The sequence below is a fragment of the Streptomyces sp. NPDC030809 genome (genome assembly GCF_055572195.1).
The window spans coordinates 67,585-81,769 of the sequence record NZ_JBVIDV010000029.1 but is presented as its reverse complement, the minus strand read 5'-3'; the positions used below and the strand labels follow the sequence as shown (position 1 = coordinate 81,769).

Here is a 14,185-nt window from a genome sequence, read left to right as displayed (position 1 = left end):
GGAGGCAAGATCGTCCCCATGACTGCTGAACGAAAATTCGCCGAGGCCGAAACCCTGACCCCGGTGATGCGCGAGGTCTTCGGCACCGACCGCCGCATCGCCGCCGTCGACCGCCTGCTCAACGGCACCAAGAAGGGCGTCTACCGTGTCACGCTGGACGACGCCACGAGCACGATCGTCTATGTCTGGAACGCCGACGAGGACTACTGGGACGGGCTGCTTCCGGACGGTCACGACGACCCGTCGAACCCGTTCGCCCACGCCTCCGGCATCGAGTTCTTCGAGGGTGCTACCCGTAGGCTGGAAGCGGTAGGAGCTCGTTCACCGCGACTGTTGCTCGCCGACCGCAGCAGGAATCTCTACCCGGCCGACATCGCCGTAGCGGAGGACGTCCGCGGCGGAACGCTGGAGGCGCTGCTGGAACACGATCCGGACGCCGGCCGGCGAACGCTCGCGCAGCTCTCAGACATGCTGCGGCGCATGCACGCCTACCGCGCGCCGGCGTTCGGGCGGGTGGCGTGGATCGATGGTGGGGGTGCGCCGCCGGACATGACCTGCGAGCAGGCCTACCTGGAGCGCACGCTGGTGAACATTGCCACCGCCGTGCCCCGTGACGTCCGCGCGGCCGAAGGCGAGGCGATGCTGGAGGAGAAGCTCCGCACCCTGCACGCCGCACTCGAACCGCGCGCAGAGCTGGGCGTGGTCCACGGCGAGCTCTGCGCGGAACACACCCTCGTCGGACCGGACGGGGAGCCCGTCATCATCGACATCGAGGGCCTGATGTACACCGATATCGAAGTGGACCACTGCTGGATGCGGATGCGCTTCGGCCAGCACTACGAGGCACTCCGCAACCCAGACCTCGACCCGCGACGCGTCAAGTACTACCAGTACGTCATGCACCTGGACCTGGTCGGCGGCCCGCTTCGCATCGCCGAGGGCGACTTCCCGAACCGGAAGTGGATGCTCGACGTCGCGGACTTCCATCTGCAGAAGGCGCTCGCCTACGAGGCATGAGCCCGCCGCAGGTCTTCGGCCGATCGCGGCTTCACACCGGCGCGGTGGGAAACAGCGCTCCGGGGGCCAGGTCCTACCTGGTGGCGTGCCCGATGACCACCGACCTCGCCACCGCCCGGGAATGGCTCCGGTCGTGGGCCGATGTCACCGGCGTCGAAGGCATCGTCTGCAAGCCCCTTACCAGCAAGTACAACCCCGGCTACCGCGGCTGGACCAAGAGCAGAAGACGGGACGCCACCGGGGGGATCACAGGCGCCGTCACCGGCACCCCCGGCCGCCCGCGGCTCCTGAGGAAGTGGCCCTGGTGTCGGTGGGTGCACTCCGCGGGGGACTGGGAGGCGGTGCGCCGCCTCGGCCCCGGCCGCCACGCTGGCCGGGTTGGAGTCGGTGGAGAATCCCACGGTGACCCTGGCAGCGGTCGCGGGGGTCGCGCGGGTGGGACGGGCCGCCGTGGTGAACTGGCGCCGCCGCCACCCCGATTTCCCTGCCCCGGTCGCGGTACGCAGGCCTCGCCCCTGTTTGCGCGGGCGGAGGTGGTGGCGTGGGTGCTGGCCCACGGCAAGATCGCGGTTCCGCACGTGGTGCCGTCCGGGACTCTAGTTGTCCGCCGTGCCGGCGGCGGTACTCGCATACGCGAGGCCGGCCGTCGGCTGCCCGTGCACCGGTCAGGACTGCGGGGGCATCGTGCCGTCGCGGTGGTGTCCCGAGCACGGCGACAGGGCCGCACCCGCGAGGGACGGCCACCCCGCGGGCGGGATCCGCTGCGAGGAGCGGCACGCAGCGCAGGCGGCCGAGAAATCGGCCTGCGTGCCCGATTCGCCGTAAACCTGCGTGCCCGATTCGCCATAAAATAGACAGGCACGTGTGATCACGGCCGGTGTAGTGGCCTAGGGTCTCCGCCATGACCAGAACTACACCGCCCCGCCCGGTGCACGTCGAGGCACTTTTCCCGAAGCTGGGCGCGTTCCGCGGTACGACGACCCGGCTGCACCCGCGGCGGGGGCGTCCGGACGCGTCGGTCAGCTCGGTCGGCGGTCCTCTGCTGTGGCCGGCCGACGAGCCGTGGCCGGTCTGTACCGAGCCGCACAAGCGCAGTAGCGGGTACCGGGTCGCGGACATTCATCGCGGGCGTCAGGTGCTCGCTGATGCCTGGGCCCGGGACCGGCCCACTGACGAAGAGCGGGTCCTGCTCAAGGAGCTCGGCCGCAGGCACCGCGAACGGGAGATCGCCGACACCGATCCGATCCCGTTGATCGGCCTGGTCCAGCTGTATCGGCGGGACGTTCCCGGCCTGGCGCCGGGCCCGGACGGCTGCGACCTGCTCCAGGTCCTCTGGTGCCCGTTCGAGGCGCATGGCCCGAGCCGCTACGGCTTGGCCCCGCACGTGCGCTGGCGCCGGTCCGACCAGGTTGCCGTGCCGCTGGACGCTCCGCCGCAGCCGGCGCTGGTCGGCTTCGAGGGCGCGGTCCCCGAGCCGTGTGTGCTGCACCCCGAGCAGGTCGTCACCTACCCGTACGCCGGATCGCTGCCGGCCAGGCTGCGGAGACGGATTGACGCCTGGGAGGACGCGGAGGAACGCAAGGCGGACAAGCGCGGCCTGGTCGACGAGCTGGTCACCTACCACCATGACCTGTCGATTCCACAGGGCTGCCGGGTGGGTGGATTCCCCTCCTGGCGCACGACCGACCCCCACCCGATGAACTGCGAAGCCTGCGCCGCACCCATGGTCCTGCTGCTGACCCTCGACAGCCGCGAGTGGGACGGCGCCAACGGCAGCTGGATGCCCACCGAAGAGCGGGACGTCGCCGAGCCCCTTCGGGACAGCCGGCCTACGCAACTCACGATCGGCCGAGACGGCCTGCTGAACATCTTCGCCTGCCCAACCGAGCCCGGACACCCGCACCGATGGAGCCTCCAATAGGCGGGGCAGAGCTTCTCGGACCGGGCGCCGTCACCTCCCGTGAACGTCGAACAGGACACGGCCCAGTGCCTGCCGAACCCGTGAACAACTGACGTCACAATCCGGTTCTGGCACAGATCTTGGGGACTCGTCGCGGAGCGTTACCCCGATGTTCGATTGCGAGGAGTCGGGTGCGCGTGAGACCGCGTACGCCTTGTCGCTCCACGACTAGAATTGACGCTCCATCAGGTATCTGGCGACCGCCACTGCGGTCGGTTGTGGACGGTGATGGTGCTGGTCATGCAGACCAATGCACCGTTCTGGGAATCGCTGGTGTTCGACGGGATCGACGATGTGGATGTCGAGGCGGTTACGACCGCGTTCGGCACGGTCGAGGTGGTGGCGAAAGGCCGGGCCGCCGGCGGTCTATGCCCGGACTGCGGCCGCTTCTCGGACCGAGTCCACGACCGATGTCAGCGCAGGCTGAAGGATCTTCCGCTCGCTGAACAGGGCCTCGTCATCCGGCTGACGGTCCGGCGCTTCATCTGCGGAGCCGCGGACTGCACGCGCCGGACGTTCGCTGAGCCGTTCTCCGGGCTGGCCGCCCCGCACGCACGGTTCACCAAAAGGCTCAACCGCGCCCTGGAGCGGGTGGGGCACTGTCTTGACCAGCGTCGAAGACCATCGCGTGGTCGATGCGCTCCCCACCCGTGAAGCCGGGCCGCTGGCCGCGTGGCTGACTCGCCACCCTGGCGTGGAGATCATCTGCCGGGACCGGGCGGGCGCCTACGCAGAGGGTGCCCGGCGCGGTGCCCCCGGTGCTCTGCAGGTCGCTGACCGGTTCCATCTGTGGCAGGGCCTCGGCCGGGCCGTGGAGACTTGTGTCGCTGCCCATCGCGACTGCCTGCGCAACCCATCGCCCAGCGGCATGCTGCCGTAGGCCACCGGACTTGTTTCCGGCCGACCGCAGGACGACTCGGAGCCCGTCGGCCGGCGGGCCGAGCGGAAGAAGGCCGCACACGCCCTGGTTCATGAGCTCCTGGCCCAGGGCCACTCACGCCGGGCGATCGCCGGGCACCTGGGCTGGGGCCTCAACACCGTCCTCCGGTACGCGAACGCCGCACGTTGGCAGGACACGTTCCGCGAGAACCGCCCACGGTCCAGCAGGCTGGACCCCTAGAAGCCCTTACCCTGATTCATTCTGTTGTCGTTGAACCGAGTCTTGCGTGAGAGTTCAGGGCCTGGTCCTCGATCTGGGACTTCGGGGGCGGAGCCGGCCAGCAGTGGGACGCCACCCCCCCCGGCGCCGCCACCGGCCACCGCCCGTCCGGGCCGGGGCTGGTCCGGTTGGGCGGCGGTTGAATTGCCGGCCCCTCGTGCGGGGGCGTTCGCTTCCGCAGCGGGATTCCACGTCGCCTTGGCTTGATTCGGCGCCTGCGCGGCCGGCCGTGGCCCTGGCCCTGCCGCAGGCAGGAGGACACCGGCCCTGCGGGCATGAGGAGGCGGGCCCCGCGCGTGCTGCTACCTCCGTACCGCCCGCTCCCTGCGGCTTCTTCGTCCGCGCGCCTCGCGCATCCCGCCGAAGGCTGCTTCACGTGTGGTGGTCCTGCGGGTAGGCGGGGCTGGACACCCATCGGTCGGCGCATAGTTGATTATCAGTCAAGTGGTGTCTCGGGGCCGGGTTGGCCTGTCGTTCCCTGCTGCTAAAGTCTCGATGGGTGGCCTGACCAGCGACCTTGAGAGGCGGCCTGACCAGCTGCCTGGCGCGACCACGGAGACCTGTCTCCGCGGCGCCACCACCATGTCCCATTGCACGGGTTCCGGGGGGAACGAATCATGAGGGAATTCCCGAAACGCTCAGCCGCGTCCGCGCCGGCCTTCAGCGGCACTCCTTCGTTTTAAGGCGTCGTCCGACCGCACGGTCTGCGTGCCCCCCTGTGGTTCTCGGCAGGGAATCCGCCCTGCCCGTGACGTGCCCGGCGCTGCGCCTGCACGGCGCCTTCCGGCGGCTCTCCGTTCTCCGCCCCGTCCCATCCCATCCCGTCCCGTACGCGGTGGAGCTGCTTGCGCTCCTCCATCCGCAGGCGGGTCCGGGTCCGGGGCCGGGTCCAGGTTCGGAGCCAAGCCTGCCGGACCGGGCTGCCCGTTGCCGTTACCAGAAAGATCTTCAACAGTAATGCGAAATGAAATGCGAACTGGCGTTCGCAGGACCGCCGTGCGTGCGGTCATGGGTGCCACCGCAATGGCAGCGGTCCTCGCGGCGGGTGCGCAAGGCGCGGCCTTCGCCGTTCCCGAGCCCGCGCACCAGGAGGCACGAGCCGCGGGTATCGGCACCACCGACACCCAGCGGGTCGAGGCCGCAGCCGCGGTGCAGCTGGATCCGACGGCTGATGTGATGCTGCTGAGCGACTACGACTTCATCCACGCCCTGTGGCGCAAGGCGAGCGATGCCGGAGAGCGGCTGGACTCGGTGCGCACGGCGGCCGAGCGGGCGATGGCGAGCACCGCGGCGGACGACCACGTGGCGTTCATCGTCACCGGCATCCACAAGGCGCTGAAGGAGGACCAGCAGCGCGAGCGGGACAAGGCCGAAAGGGACCGCGCCGCGCTGCAGGCCCGACAGCAGGTGCTGGTGGTGGTCGGCATCCCGAGCACCCCGGAACTGCTCGCGCTGAGCGACAACAACTTCATCCGGGCCATCGCCCGCCACGAGGCCTCCGGCCCCGAGGTGCGCGCTGCCGCCACCCGTGCCCTGCAGGGCGACGAGGCCGACTGGCGGGAGTTCATCGCCACCGGAGCGCGTGAGGCCCACAAGAAGGACGTGGCCAGGGAACTCGCGGAGCTGGAGGAGAAGAACCGCAAGGAGGCGGAGCTGCGCCGGAACAAGGCCGCGCGCAAGAACGTCGCCGCGTTGTTCCGCGTTCCGATGAAGTCGGGGCTGCTCGACATGAGCGACGACAACTTCATCCGCGAGATGCTGCGGCAGGCGCCTGCGGACCTGAAGAACTCGGAGCTGTACCGCGCGGCCCAGAAGGCGGTGCTCAGCACGAAGGCGTCCGACTGGCTCGACTTCCTCTACACCGGCGCCGACGCGGCCTACAAGCGCGACGACGAAGCCCGCCGCAAGAAGTTGGCAGAAGCCAACCGGATGCTGGCCCGGCAGATCCTCACCACGGCCAAGGAGCGCGGTTTCAACCCGCACCTCGTGGCATCGGCGGAGAAGGCGCTGGCGGGCGGTGACGTAAAGGTCGCGGAGTTCCTGTCCGAGGAGGGCCAGAAGAGGGCCCGGCGGCAGACTCTGCTGATCAAGGCCCGTGACGCCGAGGACCCGTTGAAGGGCTTCTCGCTGCGCCACACCGGTGTCAGCGGAGGGAAGATTTCCGCCGGTCCGGTGACCTCGGCCAGCTCGCAGGACATGCGGGACAACGCGACGTGGCTCGTCGTCCCGTCGCTGGCGGGCCAGGCCGGCTGCTTCTCGTTCGAGGCGGCGGGCAAGCCCGGCCATTACATGAAGGGCACCGTCAACCAGGGCGCGGTGGTTCTGGGGGCGAACGACAACACCGCGGCCTTCCGCAACAGCGCCACCTGGTGTTTCAACGATTTCACGAAGGGCATCTGGTACGACCACCCCGACTCCGCCGTGTTCACCTGGTCGGTCGCCGACAAGTTCAAGGTCCGGCTGAACCAGCGCAATGAGCTGGTGACGGGCGCGCCACCGGCCACCGAAGGCTCGATCGGGCTCGTCGGCTACCCCGGCTGGGCCGTCGTCGACCCGCTCGCTCCGTGACGGACAACGCGAGCCGGCCCCAGCCGGGCAGGACCGCCCGCGTCGGGCTGACCGCCTCGATGGCCGTTGCGGTCGTGGCGGGAAGCCTCATGGCGAGTGCGCCCCAGGCCCAGGCCCACGTCCCCCCGCGCGCGGGGATGTTCGGACGCGTGTCGGCCGGCGTGCCCGTCGTGACCTCGGCTTCGGCGGATCCGGGAGCGACGGGAGCGGCGGCGGCACTGGCTGCGGCGGCTGCCGGAGCGCGCGCGGAGGTACAGAAGATCGCTCTGTCGGGGCTCCCGGCCGAGCTGCGGACTTCGGCGTGGAACGCGCTGCGCAGTACCCGCGGCGATGCGGCCATCAGTGACTGGCTGGCACCGGGCGGGGGTTTCGAACAGGCCAAGAAGCGGCTGAAGGATGCGCGTCTTCGTGACCGGGAGTTCTGCGAACGCGTGCTGCGCACCCACCCCGCGGCGTTCGCGCCGCAGACCCGCGCAGCGGCAGAGCGGGCCCTGAAGGGTTCGGACGCCGACCGGGCCGCGTTCGTGAAGACCGGCTACGCCCAGGCACAGCAGAGGGACCGGGAAGCCCGCGATGCGGCTGCTGCCGAGCGGCAGGCGGTGCTGGACCGCGACCGGGAGTTCGCCAGGTCGCTGGCCGAGCACGATCCGGGCGAGCAGGTCCGAGTCGCGGCGCAGTGGGCGCTCCGGCTCGGAGCCGGGGACGAGGACGTCCGGGAGTTCTACGGGTTCGGCTGGGTGACCGGTGGAACCCTGGACCTCGAGGCCCACCGGCTGCGCACCACGGACTCCGAGGCACTGCGCCACCGGACGCTCGCGGTCCTGGCCAAGGCCGCGGTCGAAGCCGAGGCGGCACTGCATGACGCGGCCGGCGACGCCGCAGCCCGTACGCGGGCGGAACGCGCCTGGCAGGCCGTGGGGTCGCTCGCCCGCGATGCCCAGTCCGCATGGCAGGCAGAGCGGAAGCGGGCAGTGCAGCAGACCGAGAACTGGCAGCAGGTCCAGGCCCTCGCCCTGGCCGACGAGCGGGAGATGTGGAAGCTCCTCGCCGCGCCCGCCGGGGCGAACCGGCAGGCCTGGGCCAAGGAGGAACAGTCCGCGGTCGCCTCCGCGGCGTTCTGGCAGGACATGGCCGGCCGGGCCCGCGACGGCGAGAGCCGCGTCAAGGGCTGACCGCCCCGAGGGCGAACGGCGCCGAGGGTCCGCAGGCCACGCCCGCCGGGTTCCGGCAGGACCGCGCCGGACCCTCTCCGGGGCACGGGTGCTCCGCCCCCTTCGGTACGGGGGCGGGGCACCCGCCGCTTTCCCGCGCCCTTCTGCCCGGACCCCGGCGCCCCCGACGCCCTCCCCGGCGCCCCGACGCCCTCCCCGTCACCACCACCAATGGAGGAGATCATTCCCATGAGAGCACGACTTCGGCCCGGCGCCGGAGGACCACCGGGCCGTTTCCGTACGGCACTGGCCAAGGCGGTGTCCGCCAGCGTGGCCGCCGCCGTGCTGGGTGGGGTCGCCACGCCCGCCCAGGCTGCCGTACCTGCAGCGAAGGACCTCGCTTCCGCCGGGTCGCGCGCGCTGTCGGCCGTGGCCGCCCGGATGGAGGCGGGCACCCCCGCCCCCGTGGCTCCGGCGACTTCGCTGGCCCGGCTCAGTGCCGACGCCGACCGCCGACTGGTGGAGAACTACGCGGAGTTCGATGAAGAGGAGGAAGTCCGCGAGGCCGCCCGAGCGGCGCTGGCGAGCACGGACCCGAACGCGATCCGCGAGTTCCTGGAACGGGGCGAGGCCGAGGCCCGCAAGCGCGCCGTCGACAAGCGCAACGCCGCTGATGCGGAAAACCGCAAGACGATCGAGGCGATGCGCGGCACGGGCGGCCCGTACTTCAACGCCGAAGTCGAACGCGTTCTGAAGGCCACTGCACGGGACAGGGCGGACTTCCTGGCGTTCGGCGCGGACATCGCCCGCCAGCGTGACAAGACGAACCAGGACAACGACCGCAAGCGGGCCGAGGAGAACCGCAAGCGCGTCGAGCTGCTGGTCGCCACCGGCGGCCCGGAGGTGAAGGCGGCCGCCCGGCTCGCCCTGGCCTCGGGTGACGACAAGGTGATCGCGGAGTTCCTGGACAAGGGCTATCCGATCGCCGCGCAGAAGGACGCCGACGAGCGCGCCGCCCAGGAGAGGGAGCAGAAGGAGGCTCTGGCGGCGGCCGAACGGCTGCGCAAGCTCGCCGAGAACTCCGCCCGCGCCTCCGAAGCCCGAACCAAGCTGATCGCCGCACACGGGGACGCCGTGCGCGCGCTGAAGAACTCCTCCAACGCCATGAGCCTGGCGGCGGCCTCTTCCCGCGAGGCCGACCGGCTGCTCGCCGGCGACCGGGCCGGCAAGCGTCTGTCGGACTACACGGAGGTCAAGAAGGACGTCGCCCGGCAGGTGGGCTTCGCGGACACCGCTGCCAAGCATGCCCAAGTCGCCGCAGGCCGGGCGAAGGTGCAGGCCGAGATCCTGGTGGAGACGGGGCTGACCTACGGTACGCAGTGGTCCGAGGTTGCCTCGGGCATCTCCGCAGCGTCCGATGCCGCGTGGCGGGCCACCCAGACCGCCCAGCACGCGGTCGACGCGACCGCCGCGACCGCTGCCGGCCTCAATTCCCAGAACCAGGCCCAGCTGCACGAGAAGCAGGCCAGGGCATGGCGGGCCAACGCCGAGCAGCATGCCAAGACGGCGGCCGAACTGGCGCGTCAGGCCAAGGGGCAGGCCAAGACCGCGGCCGACGCCGCCGCGAAGAGCCGGCAGGCCCGCATCGAGGCGGAGCAGGCCGAGAAGGACGCCTGGGAGCACGCCCGCAAGACCCGCGAAGCCCGTCTGGAAGCCCAGCGCCAGGCCAAGATCGCCAGTGAGCAGCGGGCCGTCGCCACGCGCGAGCGGGAGCTTGCCGCTGCCGCGAGGGTACGGGCGGAGCAGGAGCGGGACCTCGCGGCGCAGGCCCGGGCCCGGGCGGACGCAGAGGCCCGTACGGCTGCCGCCAAGCGGGCAGAGGCGAAGGCGGCCGCGGCCACTGCGGCGGAAATGCGTGCGAAGACGGCGACTCAGGAGGGCATCTCCTCCAAGGCCGCGCAGCTCGCCCGGGACGAGGAGACCAAGGCCCGCAACGCGCGCAACAACGCGGTCGAGGCCGAACGGCTGCACAAGGCCGAAGAAGCCAGGGCCAAAGCGACCGAGGCGCTGGCGGCAGCGGCGAGCGGAAGCTCCGACGCCGCGCTGGCACGACAGGCCGCGGACGCGGCGCGCTCCGAGGCCGACGCGGCCGGACGAGCAGCCGTCACCGCCCGCAGCGCCGCCAACGCGGCCGCGGACGCCTCGATGAGGTCGCGGGCGGCCGCCATCGCAGCGGCCGGTGCGGCCGCACGGGCCCGCGCCGCCGAGGCCGCGGCCCGGGCCCACGCCGTACGGGCCGACGCTGCCGCGAACAAGGCCGAGGCCGCCGCCTCCGCCGCCGACTCGGCAGCCGGCAAGGCCGAGGCGCAGGCCGCCCTGACGCGGGCCGCGACCCAGCGGGCCAACGCCAAGGCGGCCGAGGCCACCGCGCAGGAGAACCGCGCGGGCGCCGCCGCGCACGCCGCCGCCCGACTGGCCGGACTGGCCGCCGTACAGGCCAACCACGCTCTGCAGGCTGCCCACCGCACCCGGGACGAGGCCGACGGAGCCACCCGTGAAGCGGCCATGGCACAGCTCCAGGCCACCGTCGCCCTCCAAGCCGCCGGCGGCGCCCGGAGCACGGCGGCAGGCATCGCCGACCCGGCGAACACCGCCATCACACTCACCGCGCCCTTCACCGGCAAGGACATCGACGCCGACTTCGCAGCGGCGGTGGCCAACGCCGCACTGAAGATGGGCCAGGAGCAAGTCGCCTCGGCCGAGGCCAGGGCGGCAGAGGCAGCCGAAGCCGCCGAGGCCGCCGAGGCGGCGGCGAAGCGGGCGAACGCACAGGTGGCGCCCGCGTTCAAGGCGGCCGCTGCGGCGGCCCGTTCGACCGCGGAGGCCGCCCGCTCCTCGGCAGCCGCCATGAACTCGGCCGCGCAGGCCGCGCAGGACGGGGCGAAGGCCAGGGCGGCTGCGGCACGGGCCGGCCAAGCGGACGACCAGGCCCAGGCCGACGCACAGCAGGCCCGCCGGGCCGCGGACAAGGCCTACGCCGACGCCGTGGCGGCCCGGACGGCCGCCACCCAGGCAGAAGCCGAGGCAGAACGGGCACGAAACGCCGCCACGGAGGCGGAGAACCAGGCCACAGCAGCCCAGAGCGCCGCCGCCCTGGCAGAGAAGGAGGCAACCGCCGCCCAGGCCGCGGCAGCACAGGCGGAGAAGGACGCCGCGGACGCCGCGAAACTCGCCACCTCCGCCGAAGAGCACGCCAAGACCGCCGAGACCGCGGCCACGAACGCCAACCAGCACGCCCGCGAAGCCGACGACGCGGCCAGGAGAGCCGAGGAATACCAGCGCGAGCGGCAGCGCAAGGCCCGCGAGGAAGCATCCAAGGCCCAGCCGTCCGATCCCGTCCTCGACGACCAGGTGAAGAAGGCGCTCGCGGCGGCCGGGCTCTCGCCCGAGGCCTACGAGCAGGTGCGGGCCCTGGCGGAACTCGACCTCCTCGACTACCTGAAGTCGAACGGTGCCGAGATCCTCGTCGAGCTCTTCCTGGAGGACATCAAGGCCTGCATCGACGACCCTGACATCCCGACCTGCATCTGGGCCGTGGTCCAGAACATCGGCCCGGCGAAAGCCGCCAAGATCGTCGGGAAGCTCCCCAAGGTCGCCAAGGCCATTGCCGGAATCAACGCCTTCCTCGACAAGACCGCGGACGCGCGCAAGCAGCTCAAGAAGTACGAGGAGGCGCTGGGGAAGATCAAGGCGGCCGCCTCCTGCCTGGTGGACATCGCCGGGCAGGGGAAGAAGTCGGGTGTCCGGCGCGGCGGCGCGGCTCCGCTCGCCACAAGTGCCCGGTCCGACTCGGCCGGTCCGTCCGAGGCCGGGTACGGCCAGGCGGCCGGGACCGTCAAGGTCCACCGGTGGAAGCACCTCCGGCAGGTCGACGGCCTCGACGTCAACGATCGCAGCCATGTCGTGCCGGCGGGGGTCTTCGCGCTACCCGCCGGTGGCCCGAAGAAGGAGGGCTGCCTCCTCGCCGACGGCGACGAACTGGTTCTGGGCATCAACGGCCCCGACAGCGGAGACGTCCTGGCCGAGGCCCTCCAGAAGGAGACCGGCAAGCCCTACTTCACATTGAACGGCGGTCCGTGGGGCCAGATGAGCACAGCCGACCCCAACAAGCCCCTGTGGATGGTCGCGGTCGAAGAGGCCGCACAGAATCCGAAGATCAACCTCACGTTCTCGCTGGACGGGCTGCGGAAGGCCGACGGAAGCGAGTTCGAGACGGCCGAGGAGGCCCTGCGGTACACCGTGGCGCGAGGCAGGACCTACACGACCCCGGAGCTGGGCCTGAAGCACGGCAACCAGACCGCCTGGGAACTGGCGACCGTCGTCAGGGCCTCGATACTGAACGAAACCCGCGAGCTGAAGGACATCACCTGGTTCTGGAACGGAAAGAAGCTGAACGACCCTCCGGCCTTTGACTGGCGTTCCACCACCGACATCGACAAATAGACCAGCAGAGCACCTCCTGCCGGGGCAGCCAGACCTGCTGCCCCGGCAGCACGGCCCACTGCCCACTGCCCGCCGCACCGAACGAACACGGACGAACCATGCACCCCGAGCCGGCCGACCTCCACATCCCACTGGACACCCGCACCTACCCGGAGCTCGCAGCAGACGCCGGCGACCCCCTCCTCGGCCTCCATCGGATCGCCGGCGCTGCGGGCGCCGCGCTCGCCCCGAGCCGGCCCTGGGGACCTTGGGACGCCTCACAGGACTCGATCGCGGTCGCCGTGGAAAGCGACCGCGGGACCTGCTTCGTCACCTTCGAACGCCACCAGCACGTCATCGGGGTGCGGTGCACCCGGCCCTGGATCGGCAACGCCCTCACCGGCACCGTCCCCGCGCTCCAGGACGCCGTCGCCCTGCTCGACGCATGGCACAACCGCCTGCCCCTGGACGAGATGGGGCGCCAGTGGCCGACGCTCACCACCTCACCGTTCGCCGTGGCGCTCGAGCAGGGACGGGCCATCCCGTACCAGTGGCAGGAGATCCGCTCGCTGCCCGCCGGCCTGATCGACAGCCGGCTCGTCGAGGCGGCCTACACGGCACCGCAGCTGAGGGCGCTCTTCCCCATCGTCTCCCATGGCGCCCTGACCTTCAGCGACACCCCCGTCCCGCCCCACCCCGACCACTTCCCCCGGGCCAGCCCGCACGGTGAGCACGGATGGATCGTCGGCAGCGCGGGCACGTCCGCATCCGACCGCCTGGTGGCAGCCACGGCGGAAGAGGCCGTCGCCTGCCTCCTCCGGCTGCTGCCCGGGTCGTAGAGGTTCGGCCCGTCCGTAGCGGACGGGCCGAACCCGCCGTCGACTCCGGCGCTTGCCGAACACCGGCCCGCCGACCCCGGCCTCTCACTGGACCTATTCGGCTCCTCTGACAGTGCCGCCGAGGGGCTCCCCGGGCGAGGCAAGAAGCGGTTCGTCTTCGGGGTTCATCGTCGTACCTCCGTCGAGCAGCCGGTCCAGCGCCGACCCCGCCGCCCGCACACCCACCGCAGGCGCGCCTGCCGCGTCCGCGAGGTGGGCGGCTTCGGCTACGAGCCGGGCGGCCGCGGCCGGGACGGCACCTGCGCTGGCCGGTGCGGGTTCGATGATGAACCGGCCGCCGAGGTAGGTCGGTCGCCGGTCGCGTGCGGGCCGTGTCCCGATCCGTCCGGCGGGGTGCCGGGTCAGGAGGGTGAGGATGCCGAGGGCGGCGGTGAAGGGGTTCTGGCCGGCGATCTGCGCGTGCCGCACCGCCCAAACCGACGCCAGCCACAGGCCTACGGGTGCGGGTCCTGCCCAGGACCACCAGTCGTGGGTGCGGATCAGGGCGAACGCTCCGCCGCCGAGGAGGAGTTGGGCGGGGGTGTAGGGGCCGAAGGGCATGGTCCAGTCGCCGAGCTTGCCCAGCACCCAGGGATGCCGCCGCGCCTTCGTATACGCCCGCGCCACCGCAGCCTGCGTCTCTTCGCTCACAGGACACCGCCCGTCCGCGGGGCTTCGACCACGACGACGGCGTTCGGTCCGGTGCTGTTGGCGGGGTGCTTGATCTCGTCGGAGACCATGTCGGACAGGTCGTTGCGGGACTGGTAGATGCCCAGCGCCAGCACCATCGCCAGCAGTGCGCCGATCCCGGCTTTCAGCGACCACTTCGTGGCGATCGTCACCACCACGACGGCCAGCAGCAGGAAGACCAGGGCGCCCTTGGCCCAGTCCGTGGCCGTGGCGATCAGCGAGTCACCGACCTCGTCGAGAACCCCCGCCAGCACCGCCGACGCCTCGCTCTGCAGCATGC

At 71.5% G+C, this 14,185-nt stretch carries 10 protein-coding genes; 8 read left to right on the top strand and 2 right to left on the bottom strand.

What is annotated here, in order from left to right:
• Positions 1-18 precede the first annotated feature (18 nt).
• The 8 genes from ACZ407_RS30470 to ACZ407_RS30435 all read left to right on the top strand — a co-directional run bounded on the left by ACZ407_RS30470 (position 19) and on the right by ACZ407_RS30435 (position 13,176).
• Complete coding sequence (locus tag ACZ407_RS30470; RefSeq protein WP_468133914.1) at positions 19-1,017, top strand: phosphotransferase; 999 nt, start codon at positions 19-21, stop codon at positions 1,015-1,017.
• A gap of 901 nt (positions 1,018-1,918) precedes the next feature.
• On the top strand, positions 1,919-2,938 hold the full coding sequence (locus tag ACZ407_RS30465) for a hypothetical protein (protein WP_468133913.1): 1,020 nt from the start codon (positions 1,919-1,921) through the stop codon (positions 2,936-2,938).
• A 279-nt stretch (positions 2,939-3,217) separates the two neighbouring features.
• The gene (locus ACZ407_RS30460; RefSeq protein WP_468133911.1) at positions 3,218-3,631 is read left to right on the top strand and encodes a transposase family protein; all 414 of its coding nucleotides are present in this window, start codon (positions 3,218-3,220) and stop codon (positions 3,629-3,631) included.
• Complete coding sequence (locus tag ACZ407_RS30455) at positions 3,606-3,857, top strand: transposase (RefSeq protein WP_468133909.1); 252 nt, start codon at positions 3,606-3,608, stop codon at positions 3,855-3,857. The genes ACZ407_RS30460 and ACZ407_RS30455 overlap by 26 nt, the downstream gene beginning before the upstream one ends.
• Before the next feature lie 1,287 nt (positions 3,858-5,144).
• Positions 5,145-6,704, top strand: coding sequence for an AbfB domain-containing protein (locus ACZ407_RS30450; RefSeq protein WP_468133907.1), 1,560 nt, complete (start codon positions 5,145-5,147; stop codon positions 6,702-6,704).
• Positions 6,701-7,876 carry an ALF repeat-containing protein gene (locus ACZ407_RS30445; protein ID WP_468133905.1) on the top strand — a complete coding sequence of 392 codons (1,176 nt, stop codon included), beginning with the start codon at positions 6,701-6,703 and terminating at the stop codon, positions 7,874-7,876. The genes ACZ407_RS30450 and ACZ407_RS30445 overlap by 4 nt, the downstream gene beginning before the upstream one ends.
• 228 nt (positions 7,877-8,104) lie before the next feature.
• On the top strand, positions 8,105-12,358 hold the full coding sequence (locus ACZ407_RS30440) for a polymorphic toxin type 27 domain-containing protein (protein ID WP_468133903.1): 4,254 nt from the start codon (positions 8,105-8,107) through the stop codon (positions 12,356-12,358).
• 98 nt (positions 12,359-12,456) lie between these two features.
• Complete coding sequence (locus ACZ407_RS30435) at positions 12,457-13,176, top strand: DUF6193 family natural product biosynthesis protein (protein ID WP_468133901.1); 720 nt, start codon at positions 12,457-12,459, stop codon at positions 13,174-13,176.
• Between the two features lie 93 nt (positions 13,177-13,269).
• Here ACZ407_RS30435 and ACZ407_RS30430 read toward each other — a convergent pair whose 3' ends face one another.
• Both ACZ407_RS30430 and ACZ407_RS30425 read right to left on the bottom strand, forming a co-directional pair.
• Entirely contained in the window at positions 13,270-13,866 is a 597-nt protein-coding gene (locus tag ACZ407_RS30430) for a hypothetical protein (RefSeq protein WP_468133899.1), read from the bottom strand.
• Positions 13,863-14,183 (bottom strand): hypothetical protein, encoded by a 321-nt coding sequence (locus ACZ407_RS30425; protein WP_468133945.1) that lies wholly within the window; start codon positions 14,181-14,183, stop codon positions 13,863-13,865. The genes ACZ407_RS30430 and ACZ407_RS30425 overlap by 4 nt, the downstream gene beginning before the upstream one ends.
• Positions 14,184-14,185: the final 2 nt, after the last annotated feature.